Here is a 24415-nt window from a genome sequence, read left to right as displayed (position 1 = left end):
TTTTTGAATCTTGGCCAAACCACACCTGGGGGGTCTGGCGCGTTGTTTGAAACCCGCACCCGCCCGGGGGGGCGCCCCGGGTGCTGGTTACCAATGGGGGGGGGGGGGCCCCCGGGGCCCCCCCCCCTCCCTATTGTGCACTTAGTGGGCTTTTTGGGCCCGTGCTGCTATTTGGAGGCTGAGGTACGCTCTCCGCGGCGTTCACGCAGGATGGTCAAACGGTCCTGCAGGATCGTCTCAAGTTCTTCGATGCTGCGACGTTCCAGCAGCATGTCCCAGTGGGTACGCACCGGCTTGTCGTTGCTGGTATCCGGCTTTTCGCCGTCGACCAGGAGCGCTTCCTTGCCGGTCTTGGATACCCAGACCGGAGGAACGTCGGCCTCGGCGGCGAAGGTCACAAATACCCGTTCGCCGTCCTCGCAGCGGTATTCCACCCGCTGGCGGGGAGCCGGCTCAACACCGGATTCGGTCTCCATGCTCTGCGCGCCAAGGCGCATACCCCGCAGGCTGCGATCGCTCATCTTTTCTCCCTCTTCAGTCCGAAGGATCCCGGAGGATCCATCTGTAGTGCTGTTGGTACCATTTCCGCCCCGGTACCTTCTAAGTTTGTGCTGCCGGACCGTCCAGGCGGCCCACTTCCTTCAACGCCAATTCCGTACCGGATGTTCCGGCACATCCTCAGCGAACGGATTCAGTGGGCAGGCCCGGGGATACACCCCGGCAAACAATCAATTATACCGGGCGCGGAAGCATTGCGGTAACCGCACGGCGTGGTGCGGTTACCGCGTCCGTCAGCGTCCGGCGTCGGGGGAGTCAGCGAGGGTGGGGGAGGCTGCCGCCCCGGAGCTGCCGTTCGAGGAAGCGGCCGAGGTCCCGTTCGTACTGCCGTTTGAGGTGCCGTTGGCTCCGAAGGCGTCGGGGACAAAGTTCCCCAGCGCACTGCCGACGCCCTTGAGCGCCTCACCGAGCTCGCTGGGAATGATCCACAGCTTGTTCGAGGTTCCCTCGGCCAGCTTCGGCAGGGTCTGCAGGTACTGGTAGGCCAGAAGCTTCTGGTCCGGGTTGCCCTTGTGGATAGCCTCAAACACCTTGGCAATCGCCTGGGATTCGCCGTCGGCCCGAAGGATATCCGCCTTTGCGTCACCCTCGGCGGCAAGAATCGCTGCCTGGCGGCGGCCTTCCGCGTTCAGAATCTGCGCCTGCTTGGTACCCTCGGCCGTCAGGATGGTGGCGCGGCGTTCACGCTCGGCGCGCATCTGCTTCTCCATGGAGTCCTGGATCGACAGGGGCGGTTCAATGGCCTTGAGCTCAACACGGGAAACGCGGATGCCCCAGCGGCCGGTGGCTTCATCGAGGACGCCGCGCAGCTGGCCGTTGATGCGGTCTCGCGAGGTCAGCGCCTCTTCGAGGTTCAGGCCGCCGACGACGTTGCGCAGCGTGGTGGTGGTCAGCTGCTCCACCGCGTGGATGTAATTGGCGATCTCGTAGGTGGCGGCGCGGGGATCGGTGACCTGGAAGTACACGACGGTGTCGATCGACACTACCAGGCTGTCTTCCGTAATCACCTGCTGCGGCGGAAACGAGACCACCTGTTCGCGCAGGTCCAGCAGCGGCAGCAGCCGGTCCACAAACGGAATGAGGATGGTCAGGCCCGGGTTGAGCGTCCGCTGGTACTTTCCCAGCCGTTCGACGACGCCCGCGCGTGCCTGCGGAATGATCTTGACCGATTTCACCAGGATGACCAGGACAAAAATTATCAGGACAGCCAGAATGATGATGAGGCCGGTTGCTCCGGAACTCATATTCCCCCTTCAGGTTTTGGCCGGCCCGCACGGGACGGCCTGGTTCTCTGTCCGGCGGCATGTGCTGCCGGACGGCGCCGGCAGCATTGCGGCGCCGGCAAAGCTTCAATGGTGCCGGCTCACCGCTGGACTCCGGGATCGTCGGTTGATTCCCCGTCGGAACTGCCGTCCGTGGCGTGTGCTCCGGCAGGAGCGGCCACGACGACGGCGGTAGCCCCGTCGATGCGGGTCACCAGCGCCGGTGTCCCGGCGCCGAGGCTGGATCCGTCCGGAGTACGGGCGGTCCAGATGTCGCCGCCGATCTTCACGGTTCCCGCGGAGTCCGTCACAGCTTCAAGAGCAACTGCGGGCGCACCAATGAGCCGGTCAATGTTGGATCGCTGGTCCTTGGGCCCGCGTTCCAGATGCTTCAGGGCGACGGGCCGGACAACAACGATCATCAGCAGCGCCACAATGCAGAAAACCACTACCTGCAGGAACAATGGCGCCCCAAAAACGGCTGCAAGCATGGCACCGAGGGCGCCCACGGACAGCATGGCAAAAAACAGGTCCAGCGTGAGTGTTTCGACTGCGGCGAGTCCCAGGAAGAGCACGAGCCAAACGGCCCAGCCGTAGTCGACCATCCATTGGTATACGTCCTGCATGTCGTTCCCTTCGGCTCCGCCGAGCGAACAGCCGCGGCGGTTGATGGTACGGGCGGTGTTGCCTATTCTGCCTGAAGCCGGACCGGTTTGGTTGGGGGAACACCGTTGTTGGCTATAACGTTTGGGTGCCGCTTTCCGTGTCCCACATCATAAACCTTCTGCGCAGGGGTATCAGGCGGCCCGGAACACCTGCAGGGAGAAGGAAGCCGTGACCGGAAGGGTCTCCGGCAGCTCCGCCAAGTTGTCGCGGAGTGAGTTCCGGTCCAGATGGCGCGCCGAGGGGCCCATCAGCGCCACGTTGCGGATGTCCGCTGCGGTCAGGTCCATCCGATACTCACAGTGCCGGATCGCTTCAGGCCGGAAATATGGGTCCACCGCGTCAATGACCCGGTTCTCCTTTTCGGCGCCGATATCCAGCATTCCGGCCAGGCTGCGGATTTCCTCCAGGTGCCGGGGCCGCGGGGTCACCACGGCCAATACGCCGTCCGCACGGAGCACGCGGCGGAACTCCGGGGCATTTCGCGGGGCAAACACGTTCAGCACCACATCCACAGAGGCATCGGCGAGGGGTAGCGGGCGCCAGACATCCCAGACCAGGCAGTAGGCGGCGGGCAGTGCCCGGGCGGCGCGGCGCAGCGCAAATTTGGAGATATCCAGTGCCACCGCATCGGCGGCGGGCAGAGCTTCACGAACGGAGTCCAGGTAGTAGCCCGTCCCGGCACCGGCGTCGAGCACCGTCCGTGCGCCGGGAGCCGCCTGGGCTACCAGCTGCGCCAGCTCCCGGGCCAGGGGGCGGTAGTGGCCGGCGGCGAGGAAATCCACCCGGGCCTGGACCATTTCTGCCGTGTCGGCGGAGAATTTGGTTCCGCTGCCGGTGAGCAGATTGAAGTATCCCTGGCGTGCGGCGTCGTAGCGGTGTCCCTGCGGGCAGGTAAGGCTGGCCGCCTGGCCGCCTTCATCATGGGACAAAGTGCCCCGGCAAATAGGGCATAACAGCAGCGGCGAGGGAGCAGGGGGCATCCTTCCATCTTAGGTGTGCCGCGGCGGCGGACGGCACCTGCGTCGGTAGTAGGCTCGGACGAGTGAAACCATGTGAGCTGGATCTCCTGAACTCCGTATCGTCTCCTACTATCCATCCGGACGGCACACGCGCCGTGGTGTCAGTGACCCGGCCCGATTTCGCTGCCGATGCCTACGTGGGCCAGCTCTGGTCCTTTCCGTTGGAAGGACCGGGCGGCCCGCGGCGGATAACCCTGGGATTCTTGGACACCCAGCCGCGGTTCTCGCCCGACGGCGAAATCCTCGCTTTCCTGCGCTCCGTCCCCGGCGCAAAGCCCCAGCTCCACGCGGTTCCCGCTGCCGGCGGTGAGCCCGTCCAACTCACCGATGCGAAGATGGGCGTGGGGTGGTTCCGCTTCTCGCCACATTCAGGCCAGGTGGTGTTCACCTCCAGGGTTCCGCAGCACGGACGTTACGGAACGGTCGACGGCGTAGGCCCAGGTGCAGAGGATCCGCGCCTGATCAGCAGCTACAAATATCGTTCCAACGGTACCGGCTACACGGCGGATAAGCCGGTGCAGGCCTTTGTGCTGGATCTCCCGGCGCTGGACGCCGAGCCCTGGATCGAGCCGGCGGGCCGGGCCGGTGAAGCTCTCGGCAGGAGTGCGGATCAGGGTGCCGATGCGAACGGCTCCGAGGGCGCTGAGTCAGGTGGCCGCGCGCGGTTCCCTGTGGTCCGGCAGCTGACCGGCGCCGGCACCGATGCGTCGGCGCCGGTGTTTTCCGCTGACGGGAAACGGGTCCTGTTCACGGCGGCGCTTCACGAGAATGCCGAGGAGGACCTGGTGTCGGATATTTACGCCCTGGACCTCACCGGCGGAGAGCCGGAGCGCCTCACCAACACGGAATCCACCGCCGCCTCAGGAGCCCGCGGTGGATTCCTGAGTGCAAGTGTGCCGACTCCCAGCAGCGACGGCGAGTGGCTGTTCTTCCTGGCCTCCGAGCTGTCCCCTTCAGGCACTGACTTTGTAGCCCGCAACACCTCGCTCTACGTGATGCCGTCGGACGCTTCTGCTCCGGCTGTGCGGCTAACCAACCCGGAGGACACTGATTTGGCTGAAGGGGGCCTTGTCCCGGCGGGGGAGTCGTCGGTCCTGGTGTTCAACCGCATCCGCGGAACCGTCGAACTTCAACAGGTCACTGCGCGCGGCGAGCAGCAGGTGCTGGTCTCGGGCACCCGTGTTGTTCAGGGCGCAGCGGCGGCTGCGGACGCCGTCGTCGTCAGCTATGCCGACCCCCAAACCATGGGTGACGCCGCACTCCTCACCAAGGAAGGGCTGCGTCCGCTGACGAATTTCTCGGCGGTACTGCGGGCAGAGGCGAAAGCCGCCCCGATGATTGAGGAGACGCATGAGTCCCGGGATGGCTATCCCGTGCACGGCTGGGTGTTCCTTCCCGAAGGCCCTGGCCCGCATCCGGTGCTGCTGAACATTCACGGCGGCCCGTTCGCCCAGTTCGACTGCGCGTACTTCGACGAAGCGCAGGCCTACGCCGCCGCCGGATACGCGGTGGTGCAGTGTAACCCGCGAGGTTCCGCGGGGTACGGCCAGGAGCACGGCCGTGTCATCAAGGAGGCCATGGGAACCAAGGACCTCGACGACGTCCTGTCCTTCCTGGAAGGCGTGCTGGAAGCGCATTCGAACCTGGACGGAGAGCGCCTGGGCGTCATGGGAGGCTCCTACGGCGGTTACCTCAGTGCATGGACCATCGCCAACGATCACCGGTTTACGGCCGCCATCGTGGAGCGCGGATTCCTGGACCCGCTCTCCTTTACCGGTTCGGCGGACATTGGCTGGTTCTTCAGCGCCGCCTACACCGGGCATGACGCCGAGAAGGTGCTGACACAGAGCCCCATGGCACGGGTGGGCGAGGTGAAGACCCCAACCCTGGTGATCCATTCCGAGGAGGATCTACGCTGCCCGGTGGAACAGGCCCAGCGCTATTACACGGCGTTGAAGCAACACGGTGTGCCTGCTGAACTGCTGCTGTTCCCCGGGGAGAACCACGAACTGTCCAGGGCCGGAACGCCCTGGCACCGGCGGCAGCGCTTCGAGCAGATCCTGCGCTGGTGGGGAAAGTGGCTGCCGACATCAGCAAATCCGGGGGAGCAGGGTGCGCGGCCGGACGCCGCCGGCGCCTAAACGGGCCGCCGCCTAGAATCCCAGGCCGAGCCGGGCCTCGTCGATCGACGGCGAGGCCCAGCGGCGCAGATACTCGGCGTTGCTGCACAAAGAGCGGGTCAGCACCTTGTCCACATAGACGGTGCCCTGGAGGTGGTCCGTCTCATGCTGCACGATCCGCGCCTGCCAGCCCTCGAAGTTCCGCCGCACCGGGGCTCCGCCGGCGTCGGTGTACTGCAGGGAAACGGACCGGTACCTCGGGACCACTCCCTGGTAGCCGTTGAAGGAGAGGCAGCCCTCGTAGAATTCCACCGTTTCGGGTGCGGCAGGCTGGTAGGCCGGGTTGATGGCGGTGAAGAACTCCAGCGGGTGCCGTTCGCGGATATCCGTCATGTCCGGGTCTTCGAACCGGTCTTCCAACACGGCGATCTGCAGCGGAATGCCCAGCTGTGGGGCTGCAAGACCCACCCCGGGCGCAGCATGCATCACCCGGCGCATCAGTTCAATAAAGGCTCCCAGTTCGCTGCTGTTGAGCTGCCCGTCAAAGGGGAGCGCGGGCTGCCGCAGGGCAGGATGCCCCAGCTGAACAATGGGCGGCTGTTCCGTTTCCAGCAGAGGCAGGACCAAATCACGGATGTAAGTAATTTCTGAGGACACGGCCCCATCTTAGTGGCCTCTGCGGTTCTCAGGCCCGCGGCCGGCCAGCTAGGCTCGGCCCACCATGACAGAGCAGCAGCCCTACGAAGTACTGGCGGTCCTTCCCGGTTTCGAGCTGAGGAATTACCCCGCCCATCTGGTGGCCCAGGTTACCGTCCGCTCAACCTTTGAGTCGGCCGGTAATACTGCTTTCCGCCATCTGTTCGGGTACATCAGCGGCCAGAACACGTTCACCGGGCCGCTCCCGGCATCCCTTGAGGTGACGGCCGATGATCAGGCGGATGCGCCGCTTCCGGTGAAGATTCCCATGACGGCACCTGTACTGCTCCAGCCTGAGTCCCTTGCCGGGGCCTATACCGTGGCCTTTGTGCTTCCGGAAGCACTCTCATCCGACGCCGCTCCGGCTCCGGATGACCCCGCCGTCACCATTCTGGCCATTCCGCAGAGCCGCGGGGCGGCGTCGTCGTTTTCGGGTCGATGGACGTCTCGGAACTATCTGGACCATGCCACAGCCCTGGGCCAGGCTGTGAGCGATGCGGGATTCACCGCGGTGGGACTGCCGCGGTTTGCCCTCTTCGACCCGCCCTACAAGCCGTGGTTCCTGCGCCGAAATGAAGTCGTCCAAACGCTTGAATAGGCGTTGTCGGTCAAAAAAATAACCGGCTTGGGTGCCACAGCAAGGCTGTAGGCACCCAAAACCGGGGGAGCGGGAGCGGCGGAATTAGCCTTCGCAGTCCACGCAGTACTTGTCGCCGTTCTTTTCCTTAGCGATCTGCGAGCGGTGGCGCACCAGGAAGCAGGACATGCAGGTGAACTCGTCAGCCTGAGCCGGTACAACCTTGATGAGCAGTTCTTCGCCGGACAGATCTGCACCGGGAAGTTCGAAACCGTCGATGGCGTCCGTTTCGTCAGCGACGTCCCGAACAGCCGTCATTGCGCCGCCGCGCTGCTGGGCTTTCAGCCCTTCAAGGGAGTCACTGGGGCGGTCTTCTTCCTTGACGCGCGGAGCATCGTAATCAGTAGCCATGTGAAGTGCTTATCTCCTGAAATTTTGGGGGGTTGAGCGTAGATCATATAGCCACGGGGGTCGATTTCACCAACTGGGAACGTGACGGCATATCTTAGGGCCTGAGTTGCTCTGGCGGAAGTGATCAGCATCCTATTTTTTTGGGACTTTTCCGTGTTTTCTGGCACCAGCCCCGTGGGCAGGTGCTGGCATCATGCTGCCGGACCCGGCCTCCCATCGGCGCCCTGCACGGGTTCCCACCCTTTGGTGTCCGGTGGGGCAGATGAGACCTCAGGAGGTAACAGCAGTCACACAGAAAGGGAACGTGTGTCGGGTGTGAGGTGCCGGCGTGGTGCCGGAGGAGTGTTCGGGGGGACGGAGATCCCACAGGGTTCCGGCAGGCCGGGGTTACATGCGTAACAGTTATGTCATGCGGGAACATCGTCCACAGTTGCCCGGCTCAAGCGTTATGACAAGTTGCACAGGATCAGACAAACCCGCGATCCTCGCCAGCTCTGAGCGTTATGTCAACAGGGAGGTCTTCGCCTCAGCGCTCCCGGCTGACCCCGGGGGACGTTATGTCAACTCATCCGGCCGGCAGAGTCAGAAGGGGCGCTTTCCAAAACCGGGTTACCTACCCGTGCTCCCGGCAGTCGCGTGGCTCGTCCAGATGCAAGGAGTAAGTTTGGAAACCGTCGGGCGAGGCCTGCCCGGAGCGAAGAGAAAAGCCCACAAAAAGCAGGGGATTGACGGTAATTGACGTCACCAGTGGATTTGGCACCCAACCCCTCTTGAAGCCACTATCAACAACGCCGATAATCTACATTATGTCAAGTAACCGTGAGGAGGGGTCCCCCAGGCCGACCCGAGGCCGTCGTCAGTGCCGTCAGTGCCGTCAATCACGAATCAGTGCGTGCGTTGCGCGCAGAGCGCCGGATCAGTAGCCCGTGTGCGCATGGCGTGCCGCGGAATCCGGCCGCCTGGCTCACGGCGATTGCCAAACGCAAGGCCATTCTGGCAGTACGCCGATCGGTTGGAGGTGCGCTACCGCCAGCCAGCGCAGAACGCCCGGGAATGAGAGCTGTTGTTGCGACGGGCCGCCGCCGAATGAACAGCCGGCCCTGCCCTGCAGGCCTATCCTGTATGTCTCGGCATATCTCTGCGAGCTAGGCGGTGTTTCCCCGTTCCCGGAGCACTGCCGCCCGCACCTGTGCCGGGTCCGCTCCCAGTGAGGCAAGCGTCCGAGCCGCCAGCCCGGAGTTTTCGGCAATCAGTCCCAGCAGGATGTGCTCAACGGTAATCGCTTTGTCGTTCAGCGCGATCGCCTGCCTCAGCGAGTGCTCCAGGGCTCCCGTGGCTGAAGCGGTGAAGGGAATGTGGCCGCCGGCGCTTCGGCGACCCGGGAACCGGGAACGTCGGCGCGGCGGCCGGTCCAAAGCTCCGGCACCGAAGCTGGCCTCCGCGCGCTCACGGACCGCATCTAGGTCGACGCCGATCGCCTCCAGTGCCTGGGCGTCAGCGGCACCGAGTCCCTGGGCGCGCTGTGCCACCGCGTCACGTTCAATACCGAGCTGGTGCAGGACCCGGCTGGCAGGATTTTTGCCGCTGGCCAGGATACCGAGCAGTAGATGGTCAGCTGTGATTTCGCGGGCCTGAAGTTTCCTGGCCTGCTCCTGCGCTTCGATGACGCTCATGCGTGCGTCCGGTGTAAACCGTTCAAACATCGCTGCCTCCCTTGTCCCGGGAACGGCCCAGCCGCCCCGCATGCTTTTTGTGCACAGCCTGCTTTGACACGCCGACGACGGCGGCAATCTCCGCCCACGACCAACCCAGTTGCCGGGCATTCCCCACCTGGAGATCCTCAAGCTGTTCCACGAGGCGCCGCAGGGCTGCCACAGCGTGCAATCCCACGGCAGGGTCGCGGCTGGTGCCGTCACTGATCAATTCATCGTGCGTAGCCATAGCGTCAACCTAAGCTGACGCGGCGCCGCCGTCAACCATTGTTGCCAAAAGAATGCCGGAACGCGGTGGGTCCGTCGGAGCGGGGCGGACTTGGGAAGGCGCTCCACTGTTTGCCCGGGAAGGGCGGTTGATGGACTGGTTGACGGATGCGAACGCCGTATCCGTTAACAGTGAAAGGCATGATCATGACCACATCTGTCTCTGCGCCCACCATCAGCGGCGCAACCCTCCGGAAAAAGCGGGCGCGCTGATCGCGGCACTGCCGGGATCAGCGTGGGGGCCGTACGAAAATGCAGCGTTCGGCGGCATTGCCGTTGGAACATTGCTCCGCGTTCGCGCTGGCGATGTTTCCTAGTGGTAGCAATCGTGCTCACCGGAACCATTGGAATCGCTCGATTCGGCAGTGCAGGCTGGGCGGTGATCCCGCCGGGAATTCAGATAAGCTCGCATGATGCCCCGAAACTCACAAACCTCACACGAACTCACAGATGCTCCGATGGAGAACCCCTTCCGGCCCTCGGCCGGCGCCACGCCGCCGCAGATCCTGGGCAGGGCGGGCGTGCTCGATGAGTTCGAGTACGGGCTGCGCCTGGGATCCGGAGCTCCCGGGCTACTGACCATCTTCACCGGCGCCCGCGGAATCGGCAAGACGGTCATGCTCGGTGCCGCCCATGACCTGGCCCGCGAAAAGGGCTGGGCCGTCATTTCCGAGACCGCCACTTCCGGCTTCATGGGCCGCATCGGAGAGTCCATGCGGCAACTGGCTGAAGAGCTCGGCAACGGCCCGGTAAACCGCCGAATCACAGCAATCGCTGCCGCGGGGTTCAGTATCACCACCGCGCTCCCGCCGGAACGCCAAGTTGCGTGGCGGACGCTGGGCGAGGAACTCCTCCGGCTCCTGGCTGACCGAGGCAACGGGCTCATCATCACAGTGGACGAGATCCACGCCGCTGACCGCAGAGAACTCGCCCAGCTTGCCGCCAGTGTCCAGCACTTTATCCAGGACCGGCTACCCATTGGCCTGGTCTTCGCCGGACTGCCCGCCGCCGTGTCCGACCTGCTCAACGAAGGAGTAGCCACCTTCCTTCGGAGGGCGGACAAAATCGACCTCCATGCCGCAGCCGTCCGGGAAGTTGAAGAGTCCTTCGCGGCCACCTTCGCGGCGGCAGGCTTCAGGGTCTCCCACGACCTTGTGCGCCAGGCAGCCGAGGCCACCGGCGGATACCCCTTTCTCATCCAGCTGGTCGGCTACTTCCTCTGGCGGGAAGCTGAAGGAAACCAGGGTGATCTCAACCCCGAAAGGGTTGCACGGGCCATCCAGGCGGCGAACCGCCGCAATGCACGCACCGTCATTGAAGCCGCCCTTGCCGCCGCCTCCCCCAAGGATCTGGACTTCCTTTTCGCCATGGCCGAGGACGACGGGCCGTCCACAGCCGGAGAAATCGGCCGCCGCCTCGGAGCCAAATCAAATCTGGTGGCCAACTACCGTTCCAGGCTGCTGGCAGCAGGTCTCATAGAATCCGCAGGCCACGGAAAAGTCGACTTTGCTATTCCCGGGCTGCGCCAGTATCTGCGGGCGAAGTCCGGGGTGTCTTGATTCCCACCCCCATGTCAGCGCACCTCTCCCCCGGCACCCGGATTCACCATCAGGCATCGTATTCATCGCGGAGCGATAGGGATACGAGTGATCGGATCTTGGACGGTGACGGTGTTTATGTCAGGATTCAGGGAATCTTGAACCAGACACCCGCAAGGAAGGGTCTTGCATGCAGCAACTGACATACGTTGGCTACACCAGCGACCACCAGATGCTCTTGTCGCCGGCATATTCCCCGCCGGAACCCTTCGACTACGTCGGAGGCCTGATCGGAGCACTGTCCGTCAGTTTTCCGATCATCGAGACCGGCGTTGCGGGTGGCCCCGTCAACATCAGTGTTGTTCATCATCACTCCCGCCCCGAGGCCAACACCTCGGGCTGGGAGGATGTCGCAGAACTTAGCATCCTGGCAGAGACGTATCCCATTATCCTGGGTCTTGAAGAGCGGGTCGGCCTGGATAAACCACCACAGGAAGCTCGCCTGGATTTCCTCGGGCCGGGTTGGTACCGGACGCGTATCCATGCCCGCAACCGTGATGTCGCGCATGATCTCATCGTCGAGTCCCCAGTAGAGGATTACCTGATCGAGGTGTGGCCGGCACCGCCGGCACAAGCCATAACACTGAAGGTGGCCTCCGCGTACGGCAGGATCCTGCAGGAACCCAGACAAGATGTCATGCGGTATGACACGCAGCCTTTCCCGAAGCCCGCCACGGATCCGGGCCCGGCTTCCACTGACAGTCAAGGGCGCTGACCAATCCATCAGCCTTTCAGATTCACCGATCTGCCGCCTTCCTGCGGGCCGAGTCTGATCGGGACTCTGACAGCGATCCTGCGGCCTGCAAGTACTTCATATCGGCGAGCGCCGGACAAATTCGCGGTACCCGCGAGCGCCGTCCGGAGGACAGAGTAACGCCCCCGCGCTCATCCCAGCGGAATGGGTAAGGTGTGCTGCGATCGATGGCGGCGGTATCCCCGGAGAGGTGCCCTCCCTCCCGTGGCAGCAGGCCGTCCGGATCCGGGTCTTGATGTCACCATTCATTCCCATCCGGATACCCCTGTGAACGGAACTACCCTGCAGGACTTCCTGGCTGCGGACGGTCTCTATCGGTCGCAGTTTGAAACCGGTTCGGGTAATGGTGGACTTACAGCGTGGCCGGGCGGCGGCCACTGGCGCTGGGAGCAGCGTCTGTTCGGTGGAGTGAGCGACGGCGGTCCTGCATCCCAGCGGGTCAAGCACTCGGAATACTCCCGCGTGCCCTTCTGTTATCCGGACAACGGCTTCAGCCTCAGGGTCAACGTCTTGGATCGGCCTCTTGGATCGGCATCCGGACTACGGCGGGCAGAGCACCGAGTGGCCAGGTTCGGGCACGACTGGGGTCCGGCCGCATGAAGCGATGACAGACCCCTACCCGGACTCCCGCCCCCATGTTCGAATACATGTTCGAACATGGGGGCGGGAGTCCGAGGTACGGTCAGCTGGACGCGGAGAAGCTGCCTGCTTCCAGTCCCCCCGGCAGGGAGAGGGCTACGGCGACAGGGCGCTCACAGGTGCTGCGGATAGGCACCGTGGTCCCGGATTCGGCGGACGCGAGTACCGCTTCCATGACCTCAAGCACGTGGAAGCCCATTTCCCCGCTTGCCCGCGGCAGTTCCCCCGCCGGAGTTCGGGCCAGATCCTGCAGTCCGATCCCCCGTGACGCGTCCTGATACCCGGCGGATACCGGCAGTTCCTCCCATTCCTCGGCGTCGAGCCGGCGCAGGTGGACCTCGCCGTCGAACCGGTTGGGATCAGGCACCACCAGCGAACCGGTTTCGCCGTGGATTTCGATGTTGGCGGAACGGGTAGCCACGGCGTCGAAACTCATCACCAGCGTGGACAACACGCCAGAGGCATGGATCAGCACCCCGGTCACATGGGTGGGCGTGCTGACCGGAATCTCTTCCCCCGTGCGCAGGCCCGAACCGATGACCCGGGTGCTGCGGGTGCTGCTTGAAGCTCCGATCACAGCGGTAACCGGCCCCAGCAGCGTCACCAGGGCGGAAACATAGTACGGTCCCATGTCCAGCAGGGGCCCGCCTCCCGGGACATAGTAGAAATCGGGGTTCGGATGCCACCGCTCATGGCCCGGCGTCACCATGGTGGCAGTGGCGGAGATCGGCTTGCCGATGAGCCCGTCATCGATGGCTTTGCGGGCCGTCTGGGTTCCGGTGCCCAGCACGGTATCGGGTGCCGAGCCCAGGATCACGCCGGCGGTTTCCGCAGCAGCCAGCATCGACTCCCCCTCAGCGGTACTGGCGGCCAGCGGCTTTTCTCCATACACATGCTTGCCCGCGGCGATGGCCTTGAGCGCAACTTCCGCGTGGGCGGCCGGAATGGTGAGGTTCAGGACCAGATCAACCGCGTCGTCGGACAGCAGTTCATCCACGGTCAGGGCACGAACACCCGGATACTTTGAAGCCACGGCCCGTGCGCGATCCATATCAAGGTCCGCCACGGCGGTCAGGGCCACCGCATCCAGGCGGGGAAAGGTCTCCAGATAGGCGGTGCTGATGTTTCCGCAGCCCACGATGCCGACTTTCAGCGGTCCTGCACTTGTCCAATGAGTGTTCAGCGGCTGGCCCACAGCATGCCCCTTTCAATGATGGTGGCGACATTCGGATCCTGCAGGATCTCCACCGAGTGCCCGGGGGTGGCCACGAAGATCTTGCCCGCACCCCACTGCCGCGTCCAGACAGCCGGGCAGGTGACAGGGCGGTGCCAGGAATCCCATTCCCGCGCCGGAAGCGTGGTGGCGGCCAGCACGTCGATGTAGTCGTCAGTAAGGACCCAGTACTGTTCGGTGCGCAAATCAAAGTCCGCCAGCCCGGCAGTAATGGGATGGTCTGCCGCTGCCGGCAGCATATTCACGGTGTAATCGATGAAGTTATCCGAGGCGTCACCCCTGCGTTCATCCGGATGTTTTCCCGGGTGGCAGGCGAACTGGCCGCCGATCAGGTGCAGGTAGTCCGAGTTGTTGCGGTAGGAGTCGGCGATGCCGCCGTGCCAGCCGGCCATCCCCGTGCCGGCTTCAATGGCGTCCCGCAACCCCTCGAATTCCTCCCGCTCAATGGTGTTCATGGTGTTGCACTGGACAATCAGGTCAACCCCGGCCATATAACCGGCGTCGGCGTAGATCTTCGGCGATTCCTCGATCCGGACGTCGAACCCGTGTGCCCGCAGATGAGGGAGGAAGAGATCGGTGGCTTCGACGGGCTGGTGCCCGTCCCAGCCGCCCCGGATAATCAGGGCCTGACGTGTGGTGCTCATGGAAATAGTCCTTTACTTGGTTGCAAAAGCCGAATCGAAAGCGGCGTCCGGCGGGGTGATCTGTGCCAGGGACTTCACCAGGGCCAGGGCTGAAGGTCCGCCCACCATACGGTCCATACCCGCGTCCTCCCATTCCACGCTCGTGGGTCCGTCGTAGCCGATGGAATTCAGCATCCGGAAAATCCGTTCCCAGGGGACATCGCCGTGCCCCGCGGTGACGAAGTCCCAGCCGCGGCGCGGATCGCCCCACTGCAGGTGCGATCCCAGCCGGCCGTTGCGGCCGTCCAGCTGTTTCACCGATTCCTTGACATGGACGTGGTAGATCCGGTCCCGGAAGTCATAGAGGAAGGCCGCCGGATCGAGGTCCTGCCAGATGAAGTGGGAGGGGTCGAAGTTCAGGCCGAAGCCCTCCCGGTGCCCTATCGCCTCCAGCGTTCGGTGTGCCGTCCAGTAGTCGTAGGCAATTTCGGACGGGTGGACCTCAAGGGCAAAGCGGACGCCCACCTCGTCAAAGACGTCAATGATGGGGTTCCAGCGGTCGGCAAAGTCCTGGTAGCCGCGCTCAATCATGCCCTCGGGCACCGGCGGGAACATGGCCACTGTCTTCCAGATGGCTGACCCGGTGAACCCGGTGACCGTCTTGACCCCAAGGCGGGCTGCGGCGCGGGCTGTCATTTTCAGTTCCTCAGCGGCGCGGGTGCGCACGCCTTCCGGCTCGCCGTCACCCCAGACCCGGGAGGAGACAATGCCCTGGTGCCTTTCATCAATTGGATCGTCGCAGACAGCCTGACCGTTGAGGTGGTTGGAAATGGCGTAAACAGAGAGATTGTTGCGTTTGAGGATGTCCAGCCGGTCCTGAAGGTACGCGTCGTCCTCCACAGCCCGCCAAACATCCAGGTGGTCGCCCCAACAGGCAATCTCCAAACCGTCAAAGCCCCACTCGCCCGCGAGCCGGGCCACCTCTTCGAAGGGAAGGTCGGCCCACTGGCCGGTGAACAATGTGATGGGACGGGTCATCGGATTTCCTCTGCTGTGTTTGTCAGTGTGCTGTGAGCCGTGCCTGCCGTGCCCAGCGTGGTCCAGCGGCTGTCATCGGCTGCGCTTTCCTCCACGGCGGCGAGCACCCGCTGTACCTGTAGGGCATCAGCGAACGACGGCGTGGGCTGGCTTCCGGCGGCGATGGCCGTCACCAGATCCGCTGCCTGGTGGGTGAAACCGTGCTCATAGCCCAGCCCATGGCCGGTGGGCCACCAGTTGCCAACATAGGGATGCTCCGGCTCGGTGACCATGATGCGGTGGAAGCCCTGCTCGCCGCTGCGGTCGCCGCCGTCGTAGAACTGCAGGAAGTTCATATCCTCAAAATCAAAGGCAAGCGAGCCCTGCGATCCGTTCACTTCCAGGCGCATGGCATTTTTCCGGCCCAGAGCCGCCCGGGTGGCTTCAAAGACCCCAATCGGACCACCGTCAAAACGCGCGGTAAAGATGGCGGCGTCGTCCACCGTGACATCGCCCATCGGCTGGTCGCCTCCGGCGTCGCCGTGTCCGCCCAGGCCCACAAAATCACCGCTGACCGGACGCCGGCGGGTGAAGGTTTCCAGCAGTGCCGAGACGCCGGTGATCTGCTGCCCGGTAACAAACTGGGCGGCATCGATGATGTGGGCGCCGATGTCGCCCAGGGCACCGGAGCCGGACAGGTTCCGGTCCAGGCGCCAGGTCAGGGGCGCATTCTCATCCGACAGCCAATCCTGGAGGTATTGCGCCCGCACCTGGCGGATCTTCCCCAGCCGGCCGTCGTCGACCATCCGCTTTGCCAGGGCCAGTGCCGGGGTGCGGCGGTAGGAGTAGCCGCACATGGCAAAGACTCCGCTGCGTGCGGCCTCGGAGGCGGCAGCGGCCATCTCCTCGGCCTCGGCCACCGTGTTGGCGAGCGGTTTTTCGCAGAGTACGTGTTTCCCCGCGCGCAGGGCGGCAATCGCAATCTCGGCATGGGTGTTGCCCGGCGAGCAGATATCGATCAGGTCAATATCTGCTCGCTCGATCAGCGCCCGCCAGTTTGTTTCCGTGGATGCCCAGCCCATCCGGGCTGCGGCTTCCTCCACCGCCGTGGCGTTGCGGCCAGCCAAGGCCGTGAGCTGCGGAGTGAGGGGAAGGTCAAAGAAGCGGTGGGCGCTGCGCCATGCATGTGAATGGGCGGCACCCATAAACGCGTAGCCGACCATCCCGATCCGAAGCGGAGCAGGTTCTGCCTGCGGCATAGAGATTCCTTTCATGGGTTTTGCTGAACGTCAGTGATGCGCTGGTGTGCTACTTGCTGAATCCCGCGGTGAGTCCGCTCAGCAGCTGGCGGCGTCCAACGATGTAAAGCACCAGGATCGGCAGGGTGGTCAGGACCACCGACGCCAGGACCGCCGGAATGTTCACACTGTACTGGCCCTGGAAGCTCCACAGCGCAAGGGGCAGGACACGGAGGTCCGGGCTCTGCGTGAGGATCAGCGGCAGGAGGAAACCGTTCCAGACGCCCAGCGCGTTGTAGATGCTCACGGTGACGATGGCGGGTTTGGTCAGCGGCAGGGCGAGCCGCCACATGGTCTGCCACTCGCTGCAGCCGTCCAAACGCATCGACTCGAACAACTCGTTTGGCACGTCGCGGATGAAATTGGACAGGATCAGGACGGTCAGCGGGATGGAAAAAGCGATGGAGGGCAGGACCAGTGCCAGCAGCGTGTCGTAGAGGTTCAGCCGGATGATCATCAGGTAGATCGGAATGATGGTGGCCTGCAGGGGAATGGCCAGGCCCAGCAGAAACAGACCGTTGGAGAACCTGAGGAACCTGCTGTTGCCGCGCACAATGGCGAAAGAGGCCATGAATGACACGGCCACCGCCGGGATGACGGCGCCGAGGGTGATGATGGCACTGTTCATGAAGTACTTGGCGAAATCCGCCTCAAGCACCATCCGGTAGTTCTCCAGCGTTGGAGATGTGGGCAGGGCCAGCGGGTTTTGGGAGAAGTAACCCGCCGAGGTCTTGAGGCTGGTGATCACCACGTAATAGACCGGGATGATGATGATGGCAAGCCAGATCCAGCCGGAGAGACCCCCGGCATAGTTCAGTTTCCTCCAGCGCCGCCCCCGTCGCTGTGAGGCTCCGCCGGTGGAAGGTGCCGGGGAATCCGGCCGTTTGGTTGCTGTAGCTGTCATCTCACATGCCTTCCAGTTGGCTGCCGCTGGAGCCTTTACCGCCCAGGCGCTGCAGGGCCAGCGCCAGTGCCAGCCCGATAAGCACCAGGATCACGGCGAGGACACTGGCCGGGCCCATAAGGTTTGCCCGGAACCCGGTCAGGTACATATCCAGTGCCAGGATGCGGGTGGAGTTTCCCGGCCCGCCGGCTGTCAGCACAAAGATGAGGTCGAAGTAGGTCAGGGAGCCCACCACCATCAGGGTGGAAGAGGTAATGATGGTGTACTTCAGCTGCGGAAGCGTGATGTGGAAAAACTGCTTGACCTTTCCGGCACCGTCGATTTCAGCCGCTTCGTAGAGGGACTTCGGTATCTGCCGGACCCCGCCTTGGTAGATCAGCGTGTGGAAGGGAACGAATTGCCAGGCGATCACAAAGATGACCACAAAGAGCACCAGCTGCGGGTGTCCCAGCCAGTCCTGGGCGAGGAAGGGCAGGCCCAGGCCCTCGGCCAGCCCGAAGTTCGGATCAAGCAGTGCCTTGAACGCGATGGCAATGGCCGCCGAGGACAGCAGCAGCGGCAGGAAGTACAGAACCGCGAGGACTGCCCGGTACCGCTGGCTTCCGGCGGTAAAGACACCCAGCAGAAGGCTGATGGGTGTTTGGACCAGCCAGGAGACGATCATGATCAGGAAGGTCAGCCTCAGTGCATTGTGCATCACGGGATCGGCCAGCACTGAAAGCCAGTTGCCAACGCCGGCCAGAGAGATGGCCCCGATGCCGTCCCAGTTCGCGAAGCTGAGGACAAAGACGCCAATGAGGGGAACGACGGCGAAGACCACAAAGAAGAACAGTGCCGGAAGGACCAGCCACCACAAACGCCCGGTCTTGCCGCGGCTGGCGCCCTGCACCGGGGCCATGGAGCGGCGGCCCTTGGATCCGGGGTCCGCCGGGGAAAGTGCTGCCGGGGGAACTGCCGCGATCATGTACCCAGCGTCGCATTCATGTTGCTGGCAAACTGCTCTGGCGTGATCGACAGCAGGAACAGCTGGTCAATATTGCTGAGGAGTGCTTCGGCTGCTGTGGGGCTCAGGGCCTGGTCCCACGACTGCTGGAAGTTTGGCGCATTCTTCGTCAGCTCGTATTGGAAGCTCAGGAACTCCTTGTCCTCGGACTTTTCCAGCTTGTCTTCGATGTCCTTCACGATCGGAACAGATCCGGTTTCAATGTAGGCATCTATTTCGGTGTCGGTGAGCAGCCCGTCCTTGAAGAACTTTTTGGCCGCTTCCTTTTCGCTCTCGCTCGCCTTCGAGGAGATGGACTGGTATCCGGCGGGGTTGCCCACGGTATTGGCGGGATCACCCGCGCCTCCCTCCACAGTGGGGAAGTTGATCCAGCCGAGCTTTCCGCCCTCCACGAAACCGGCGCCGTCGTTCTTCATACCGCCGTAGGTCCAGCCGCCGTGCAGCATCATGGCCGCCTTGTTGGTATACAGCAGTGCCTGGTCTGCATTGCTGTCGGCAGTGATGGACGTGAAGCCCTTGATAAACCCGTTGGCCTTGACCAGCTCCTGGATCATGGTGGTGGCCTTCAGCGCGGACGGATGCGACCAGGAATCCGGCTCGCCGTCATAGATGGCAGTGAAGACTTCGGGGCCGCCCACGCGGTCGTACAGGTACTCGAGCCACATCATGGAGGTCCAACGCGACTGGCCGCCCAGGGACAGCGGGGCAACGCCCATGTCATTGAACGTCTTGGTCAGGTTCATCAGGTCATCCCACGTAGCGGGCGGCTCCGCGCCGGCCTGCTCGAAGAGCTCCTTGTTGTAGTAGAAGATAATCGGCGTGACGGTCTGGGTGGGGATGGCATAGATCTTGCCGTCAACGGTGGCAGCACCGAAGGTCGAGTCCAGCAGCCGGTCCTTGACGTCCGGGTTTTCGTCGAACCAGGCGGTCAGATCCTCCACCTGGCCCGCTTCGGCGTAGGTGCGCAGCGTGCCGCCGCCCCAGCCGTAAATGATGGTGGGTGCCTGGCCGGCACCGATGGCGGTCTTGATTTTAGTTTTGTACGCGTCGTTCTGGAAAAAGGTCGGCTTGATCGGAGCATCCGAGTTTGCCTCGTTAAAGGCGTCCACCGTGTCCTGCCGGATACCCTCGTCCGGCTGCCCGCTCAGTGCCCAGATACTGGCTCCCCCGGCAGACGTGTCTCCCGGCCCCGAGGATCCGCAGGCAGTCAGGCCGTAGGCGGCTATGGGCACCAGTGCCGCCAGCGAGAGGAAGGACCGGCGGGAGGTGAGCTTCTGTTCCATTCTTATCTCCATTGAAAAGAGCCGCGTCACTGCGGCGGCGGATTTTTTACCCGTGCCGTGGCCGGGACCTTTCGAAACTTTTCGCAATAGCTGCCGTACTGCCATGAAAGCTACTGTGATATGCATCACTCGTCAAGAACTTTGGAAAAGAGAATCCCTGGCTTCTTGACGTGGCTGCCCGGTATCCACCAGACTTCGACGATCGAAAACTTTTCGCAAAGGAGCGTTACCTTGAACCGGGCTCACACTGTTAAAACAACGCTGGCCAGCGTTGCCGAGCTGGCCGGGGTGTCCGTTCCGACTGTTTCCAAGGTCATCAACGGCCGCGACGACGTTGCTGAGTCCACCCGGGAACGGGTGCAGGCGGCGCTGTCCAGGCTGGGATATGAATCGCCCGTCCAGCGGCGGCTCCGCAGCAGTGCCCCGGCGTTGGTGGACCTGGTCTTTGATGGACTGAACACGTCCTATTCGCTCGCCATTCTGATGGGCATTACCACTCTTGCGGCCGTCGAGAACGTGGAAGTGGTTCTCAGTACGGTCACCCCGGGAAAGCTGAAAAGCACTAACCATGTGGAATGGTCCTCCCGGCTGGCCGATTCGGGTCGCCGGGGGCTCATTCTCGTGACGTCAGAGGTAACCGCTGAACAGCTTGAAGCGTTCGCCAGGCGGAGCATTCCGGTGGTAGTGATCGATCCGCTGAATCCGCCCCCGTCGGGATTCGTCAGCATCGGGGCCACCAACTGGGCCGGGGGCAAGGCTGCCGCTGAGCACCTGATAGGGCTCGGACACCGGCGGATCGCTTTTGTTGGCGGCCCGGATGCAGCAGAGTGCAGCATGGCGCGGCTTCACGGCTATCTCGCAGCACTGCGGGCGCACGGGATTGATGTCCCGGACGGCTACATCGTCAGCGGTAACTTCAACCGCGAATCCGGAGTGCGCGGTGCCGCCGGCGTGTTGTCGCTTCCCGATCCCCCCACCGCGATCTTTGCCGGGAGCGACCTCACTGCCCTGGGCGTGCTGGATGAAGCACGCCGCCGCGGCATACGGGTGCCGGAAGACCTCAGCCTCGTGGGTTTTGACGGCACGGACCTCACCGAGCAGTCCGTGCCGCGGCTGACTTCGGTGAGTCAGCCCCTGCAGGAGATGGGGCGCTCAGCCCTGCGCAGCGTCCTGCGCCTGGCTAACGGCGAGGAACTGGAATCGCTGCATGTGGAACTTGCCACCACGCTTGTGGTGCGGGATTCCACTGCTCCCCCGGCGGCCTGATCCGCTGCACGCACACATTGCACAGCACCACATCAAAAGGAGCAGAAAACACATGTCACGCGCCACAATCAGCATTGACCGCAGCTTCACCGCAGGCGTGGTCCCCCGCCGCCTGTTCGGCTCCTTCGTGGAGCACATGGGCCGCTGTGTCTACACCGGCATTTACGAGCCGGGCCACCCCGAAGCGGACGAACAGGGGTACCGTCGGGATGTCCTGGACCTGGTCCGAGAGCTCGGCGCCACCGTTGTCCGCTATCCCGGCGGAAACTTTGTCTCCGGCTACAACTGGGAGGACGGCGTGGGGCCGGTGGAACGGCGTCCCACCCGGCTCGACGGCGCCTGGCACACGGTGGAAACCAACGCATTCGGGCTGCACGAATTCGTCGACTGGTCGCGCCTGGCCGGCGTCGAAATCATGGAAGCGATCAACCTTGGAACCCGCGGTGTTGACGCCGCCCGTGAACTGGTGGAGTACGCCAACCACCCCGGCGGCACCTACCTTTCTGATCTGCGGGCTCAGAACGGGCACAAGGATCCGTTCAACATCAAGCTTTGGTGCCTGGGCAATGAGCTGGACGGACCCTGGCAGATGGGCCACAAGACGGCGGATGAGTACGGCAGGCTGGCCCAGGAGGCCGGGCGGGCCATGCGCTATGTGGATCCGGACCTGGAGCTGGTGGCCTGCGGCAGCTCAGGTTCCGGGATGCCCACCTTCGGCGCTTGGGAGCAGACGGTCCTGGGTCACGCCTATGACGAGGTGGATTACATCTCCCTGCACGCGTACTACCAGGAGGAAGAGGGCGACGCCGAGAGTTTTCTGGCCAGCGCCGTGGACATGGACTATTTCATTGAGTCCGTGGTGGTGACCGCAGATGCCGTCCGGGCAAGGGGCAAACACAAGAAGTTCATCAACCTGTCCTTCGACGAATGGAACGTCTGGTACCAGCGGGGACTGGACACCGATGACCAGCCGACGGCGGTGGCACGCGCCGGGTGGCGTGAGCATCCCCGTGTCATCGAGGACAAATACAACGTGACCGACGCCGTCGTTGTCGGAACGCTGCTGAACTCGCTGCTGCGCCACGGCGACCGCGTCAGCATTGCCAACCAGGCCCAGCTGGTGAATGTCATTGCTCCGATCATGGCCGAAGAGAACGGCCCGGCCTGGCGGCAGACCATCTTTCATCCGTTTGCCCGCATGGCTGCCCTGGCCAAGGGGCAGATCATGCGGACAGCCGTGGAGTCGGACAAATATGCCACCAGCCGGTTTGGCGACGCGGACCTGGTGGACGTCAGCGCCACCTGGGATGAAGAGAACGGCAGGCTGGCACTCTTCATGGCCAACCGCGGACTGGAAGAGGCCGCCAATGTGGACGTGGCGCTGCGCGGATTCACCGCCGGACGCATTCTCCGCGCCGAGGTCCTGCAGGTTCCCGAGGGTAAGGACCGCTTTGCCATCAATTCCCGGGCCGACGGCGAGCAGGTGGGGATGGTTCCGCTGGGCGGCGTCAAGGCCCTGGGCAGCGAGCTGCGGCTCACGCTGCCTGCGCTCTCCTGGGCAGCGGTGGAACTCGAGGTCAGCAGGGCTTAGCAGCGGCCGGGCTCAGCAGCGGCAGGATAGCCAGCAGGCAAATGACGCCCATCCCCGCGACGAGCACCCGATAGTCCACCACGCCGATGAGGGCCGCGGCTGCCATGGAGGTGGCCACCTGGGGCACGTTGATCAGAACATGTGTTGCCGCAGCCGTCCTGCCCTGCATCCCGGCAGGAGTCTCCTGCTGCCGCAGAGTCACAAAAGCGATGACCATCCACGCGACGCTTACCCCCAGAAGCACTGCGCCGCAGAAGACGACGGCGAGGACCGTGAGCGCCGTCGTCAGCACGGCAACCGCCAGCATCACCACCGCCGTGACGATCGTCGTGCGGACGCCGAACCGGCGGATTACGGCCGACGCCGTGAGTCCGCCGATCACCGCCGCCACTCCCTGCACGCTGAGCAGCACGCTCAGGAATTCGGGAGCCATCCCCAGCCCCTGCTCATTCGTGGCGAAGACAGTGACGTTCAGGACGCCGGTGGCGCCAAGTGCCACTGAGAGGGTAATGAGGGCGGAACGAAGCAGGGGGTGTTGGGCGAGAAACCGGAATCCCGCCGTCGTACTTTCCCAGAAGGTTTCGGTGCTGTCCCTGTCGAAGATCGATTCCTTGAGCTTAAGCGTGCCCAGCACCCCGGCAGCGGCCAGGAAACAGGCGCAGGTGAGCAGAACTACCGAGTTCATCCCCCACAGTGCCAGCATGCCGGCACCCAGGAGCGGAGAGACGATCCGCAGGCCCTGGTCGATGCTGCTGAGGATACCGTTGGCCGGCGCCAGCAGGCGGTCCGGCAGCAGGTCCCGCAGCAGCCCGGATTGCGCAGCGGCTGTGACATACGAGGAGTTCGCGTACACGAACACCACTGTGTAGATCAGCCACAGCTGATCCGCATCCCGCACTGCGAGCAGGGCCAGGACCACGGCGGCGGCACAGGCGTTATTGATGATGACCACCGGTTTTCGCCGGTACCGGTCGGCGAGCCGTCCGGTGAACGGAGACAGCAGCGCCGGCAGCCCCAGGGCGGCGAAGACCAGTCCGGCTGCGGCGTCGCTGCCCGTCAGTTGTTTGACCCAAATTGCCGTGGTCAGGTACAGGGCCGAGTCCCCGAAGTTGGAGAACACCCAGGCGAGGGCAAGGCGGCGGAAAGCGGGAATCCGGAAGGCTTCGCGGTTGGTGCCGGTGCCAGCGCTCACGGCCGGGACGACGTCGGCCGGCGGGAGTTCGGCGGTCACTGCTCTTCCCTTCCTGCGGCCGTCCCAGCTTCCCGTCTGCTGCCGTCCGGATCCACATTCAGGACGGTAAAGAGCTGGACCTGTACTGCCTCCTCCGGTCGCTGCTCCGGATGCTGCCTGCGGCCGTCGAAACGGCGGGTGAGCGCCCATATTTCCTCACGCAGGTTCCGGATCTCCTCCTGCGTGGCATAAAAGCTGGCGTTGTAGATGGTTGCCAGGTCCATCTCGTCAAAAGGCAGCTCCGGTGCCCGGCGGAGCCAGGACTGGATGCAGTCCAGCTGACGGTTGACATGGATTGAGGCCATGGCTGCGAGCGCATGCACTGAACCCGGAGCATCCCGGTCCGGTACATGGGACCTCCCCCGTGAGAGCACCCTCCACGGTTTCTCCCTGCCTACCCGGGGTGCCTGTTCGATGTAGCCGTGTTTGGCCAGTATGCGCAGGTGATAGGAGCAGCTGGCCACGGATTCGCCGATGGCCGCCGCACATTCCGTCGCTGTTGCCTGCTCCACGTCATCCAGATAGTCCAGAAGATCGAGCCGCACCGGATGCGCCAGCGCCCTGATCCGGACGGGATCTGCGATGACCTCCTCCCCTGGCGGTGCGCTGTAACTTTTGGGCTGCGGGGAGGCAGGTGCGGCCGGGGCGGAAGCGTCGACGTCGGGGTGCGGTGAAGGAGACATGGA

Annotated in this window: 24 protein-coding genes; 7 read left to right on the top strand and 17 right to left on the bottom strand. The window is 63.8% G+C overall.

Going from position 1 to position 24415, the window contains the following annotated elements; translation table 11 throughout:
- Positions 1-167: 167 nt before the first annotated feature.
- The 4 genes from ABIB35_RS17180 to ABIB35_RS17165 form a co-directional block, all read right to left on the bottom strand.
- Positions 168-521 carry an RNA polymerase-binding protein RbpA gene (locus ABIB35_RS17180; protein WP_104054264.1) on the bottom strand — a complete coding sequence of 118 codons (354 nt, stop codon included), beginning with the start codon at positions 519-521 and terminating at the stop codon, positions 168-170.
- A gap of 270 nt (positions 522-791) precedes the next feature.
- Positions 792-1802, bottom strand: a complete 1011-nt coding sequence (locus ABIB35_RS17175; RefSeq protein ID WP_354182946.1) for an SPFH domain-containing protein — start codon at positions 1800-1802, stop codon at positions 792-794.
- Positions 1803-1921: 119 nt separating this feature from the next.
- Complete coding sequence (locus tag ABIB35_RS17170) at positions 1922-2446, bottom strand: NfeD family protein (protein ID WP_354182945.1); 525 nt, start codon at positions 2444-2446, stop codon at positions 1922-1924.
- 171 nt (positions 2447-2617) lie between these two features.
- Positions 2618-3466, bottom strand: a complete 849-nt coding sequence (locus tag ABIB35_RS17165) for a methyltransferase domain-containing protein (protein WP_354182944.1) — start codon at positions 3464-3466, stop codon at positions 2618-2620.
- 62 nt (positions 3467-3528) lie between these two features.
- Between ABIB35_RS17165 and ABIB35_RS17160 the strand changes: the two genes are divergently transcribed.
- Positions 3529-5646 carry a S9 family peptidase gene (locus ABIB35_RS17160; RefSeq protein WP_354182943.1) on the top strand — a complete coding sequence of 706 codons (2118 nt, stop codon included), beginning with the start codon at positions 3529-3531 and terminating at the stop codon, positions 5644-5646.
- 12 nt (positions 5647-5658) lie between these two features.
- Here ABIB35_RS17160 and ABIB35_RS17155 read toward each other — a convergent pair whose 3' ends face one another.
- Entirely contained in the window at positions 5659-6282 is a 624-nt protein-coding gene (locus ABIB35_RS17155; protein ID WP_354182942.1) for a peptide deformylase, read from the bottom strand.
- 64 nt (positions 6283-6346) lie between these two features.
- Between ABIB35_RS17155 and ABIB35_RS17150 the strand changes: the two genes are divergently transcribed.
- Entirely contained in the window at positions 6347-6919 is a 573-nt protein-coding gene (locus ABIB35_RS17150) for an SOUL family heme-binding protein (protein WP_354182941.1), read from the top strand.
- Between the two features lie 84 nt (positions 6920-7003).
- Here the strand turns inward: ABIB35_RS17150 and ABIB35_RS17145 are convergent, their stop codons facing one another.
- From ABIB35_RS17145 to ABIB35_RS17135, 3 genes are all read right to left on the bottom strand, one after another.
- Positions 7004-7309 carry a DUF4193 domain-containing protein gene (locus tag ABIB35_RS17145; RefSeq protein WP_104054271.1) on the bottom strand — a complete coding sequence of 102 codons (306 nt, stop codon included), beginning with the start codon at positions 7307-7309 and terminating at the stop codon, positions 7004-7006.
- 1145 nt (positions 7310-8454) lie between these two features.
- Entirely contained in the window at positions 8455-9012 is a 558-nt protein-coding gene (locus tag ABIB35_RS17140; RefSeq protein ID WP_354182940.1) for a Clp protease N-terminal domain-containing protein, read from the bottom strand.
- Positions 9005-9250, bottom strand: a complete 246-nt coding sequence (locus ABIB35_RS17135) for a hypothetical protein (protein WP_354182939.1) — start codon at positions 9248-9250, stop codon at positions 9005-9007. The genes ABIB35_RS17140 and ABIB35_RS17135 overlap by 8 nt, the downstream gene beginning before the upstream one ends.
- Positions 9251-9701: 451 nt before the next feature.
- Between ABIB35_RS17135 and ABIB35_RS17130 the strand changes: the two genes are divergently transcribed.
- From ABIB35_RS17130 to ABIB35_RS17120, 3 genes are all read left to right on the top strand, one after another.
- Entirely contained in the window at positions 9702-10847 is a 1146-nt protein-coding gene (locus tag ABIB35_RS17130) for an ATP-binding protein (protein WP_354182938.1), read from the top strand.
- Positions 10848-11016: 169 nt separating this feature from the next.
- Positions 11017-11601: a hypothetical protein gene (locus ABIB35_RS17125; RefSeq protein ID WP_354182937.1), complete on the top strand. Its 585-nt coding sequence runs from the start codon at positions 11017-11019 to the stop codon at positions 11599-11601.
- A 183-nt stretch (positions 11602-11784) separates the two neighbouring features.
- Positions 11785-12240 carry a DUF3626 domain-containing protein gene (locus ABIB35_RS17120; protein ID WP_354182936.1) on the top strand — a complete coding sequence of 152 codons (456 nt, stop codon included), beginning with the start codon at positions 11785-11787 and terminating at the stop codon, positions 12238-12240.
- A gap of 82 nt (positions 12241-12322) precedes the next feature.
- Here the strand turns inward: ABIB35_RS17120 and ABIB35_RS17115 are convergent, their stop codons facing one another.
- From ABIB35_RS17115 to ABIB35_RS17085, 7 genes are all read right to left on the bottom strand, one after another.
- The gene (locus tag ABIB35_RS17115) at positions 12323-13474 is read right to left on the bottom strand and encodes a Gfo/Idh/MocA family protein (RefSeq protein WP_354182935.1); all 1152 of its coding nucleotides are present in this window, start codon (positions 13472-13474) and stop codon (positions 12323-12325) included.
- Positions 13459-14157: a ThuA domain-containing protein gene (locus ABIB35_RS17110; protein WP_354182934.1), complete on the bottom strand. Its 699-nt coding sequence runs from the start codon at positions 14155-14157 to the stop codon at positions 13459-13461. The genes ABIB35_RS17115 and ABIB35_RS17110 overlap by 16 nt, the downstream gene beginning before the upstream one ends.
- A 12-nt stretch (positions 14158-14169) precedes the next feature.
- A complete protein-coding gene (locus ABIB35_RS17105; protein WP_354182933.1) occupies positions 14170-15174 on the bottom strand; it encodes a sugar phosphate isomerase/epimerase family protein in 1005 nt (334 codons plus the stop codon).
- The gene (locus ABIB35_RS17100) at positions 15171-16412 is read right to left on the bottom strand and encodes a Gfo/Idh/MocA family protein (RefSeq protein WP_354182932.1); all 1242 of its coding nucleotides are present in this window, start codon (positions 16410-16412) and stop codon (positions 15171-15173) included. Before ABIB35_RS17100 ends, ABIB35_RS17105 begins: the two co-directional genes overlap by 4 nt.
- Positions 16413-16461: 49 nt before the next feature.
- Positions 16462-17355, bottom strand: coding sequence for a carbohydrate ABC transporter permease (locus tag ABIB35_RS17095; protein WP_354182931.1), 894 nt, complete (start codon positions 17353-17355; stop codon positions 16462-16464).
- A 1-nt stretch (position 17356) separates the two neighbouring features.
- Positions 17357-18253 carry a carbohydrate ABC transporter permease gene (locus ABIB35_RS17090; RefSeq protein WP_354182948.1) on the bottom strand — a complete coding sequence of 299 codons (897 nt, stop codon included), beginning with the start codon at positions 18251-18253 and terminating at the stop codon, positions 17357-17359.
- Between the two features lie 62 nt (positions 18254-18315).
- Positions 18316-19641: an ABC transporter substrate-binding protein gene (locus ABIB35_RS17085; protein WP_354182930.1), complete on the bottom strand. Its 1326-nt coding sequence runs from the start codon at positions 19639-19641 to the stop codon at positions 18316-18318.
- Positions 19642-19872: 231 nt separating this feature from the next.
- Here ABIB35_RS17085 and ABIB35_RS17080 point away from each other — a divergent pair, with 231 nt between their 5' ends.
- Positions 19873-20907 (top strand): LacI family DNA-binding transcriptional regulator, encoded by a 1035-nt coding sequence (locus tag ABIB35_RS17080; RefSeq protein ID WP_354182929.1) that lies wholly within the window; start codon positions 19873-19875, stop codon positions 20905-20907.
- A 52-nt stretch (positions 20908-20959) separates the two neighbouring features.
- The gene (arfA, locus tag ABIB35_RS17075; protein WP_354182928.1) at positions 20960-22498 is read left to right on the top strand and encodes an arabinosylfuranosidase ArfA; all 1539 of its coding nucleotides are present in this window, start codon (positions 20960-20962) and stop codon (positions 22496-22498) included.
- Here arfA and ABIB35_RS17070 read toward each other — a convergent pair.
- Positions 22485-23729 carry an MFS transporter gene (locus tag ABIB35_RS17070; protein WP_354182927.1) on the bottom strand — a complete coding sequence of 415 codons (1245 nt, stop codon included), beginning with the start codon at positions 23727-23729 and terminating at the stop codon, positions 22485-22487. The two genes, arfA and ABIB35_RS17070, sit on opposite strands and share 14 nt — an antisense overlap.
- A complete protein-coding gene (locus tag ABIB35_RS17065; RefSeq protein WP_354182926.1) occupies positions 23726-24412 on the bottom strand; it encodes a winged helix-turn-helix domain-containing protein in 687 nt (228 codons plus the stop codon). Before ABIB35_RS17065 ends, ABIB35_RS17070 begins: the two co-directional genes overlap by 4 nt.
- Between the last annotated feature and the right edge of the window lie 3 nt (positions 24413-24415).

The organism is Arthrobacter sp. UYP6, from assembly GCF_040547315.1.
In the GTDB taxonomy this organism is placed as follows: domain Bacteria; phylum Actinomycetota; class Actinomycetes; order Actinomycetales; family Micrococcaceae; genus Arthrobacter_B.
The sequence above is the reverse complement of the archived record's forward strand: the minus strand, read 5'-3'. Positions and strand labels throughout refer to the sequence as shown.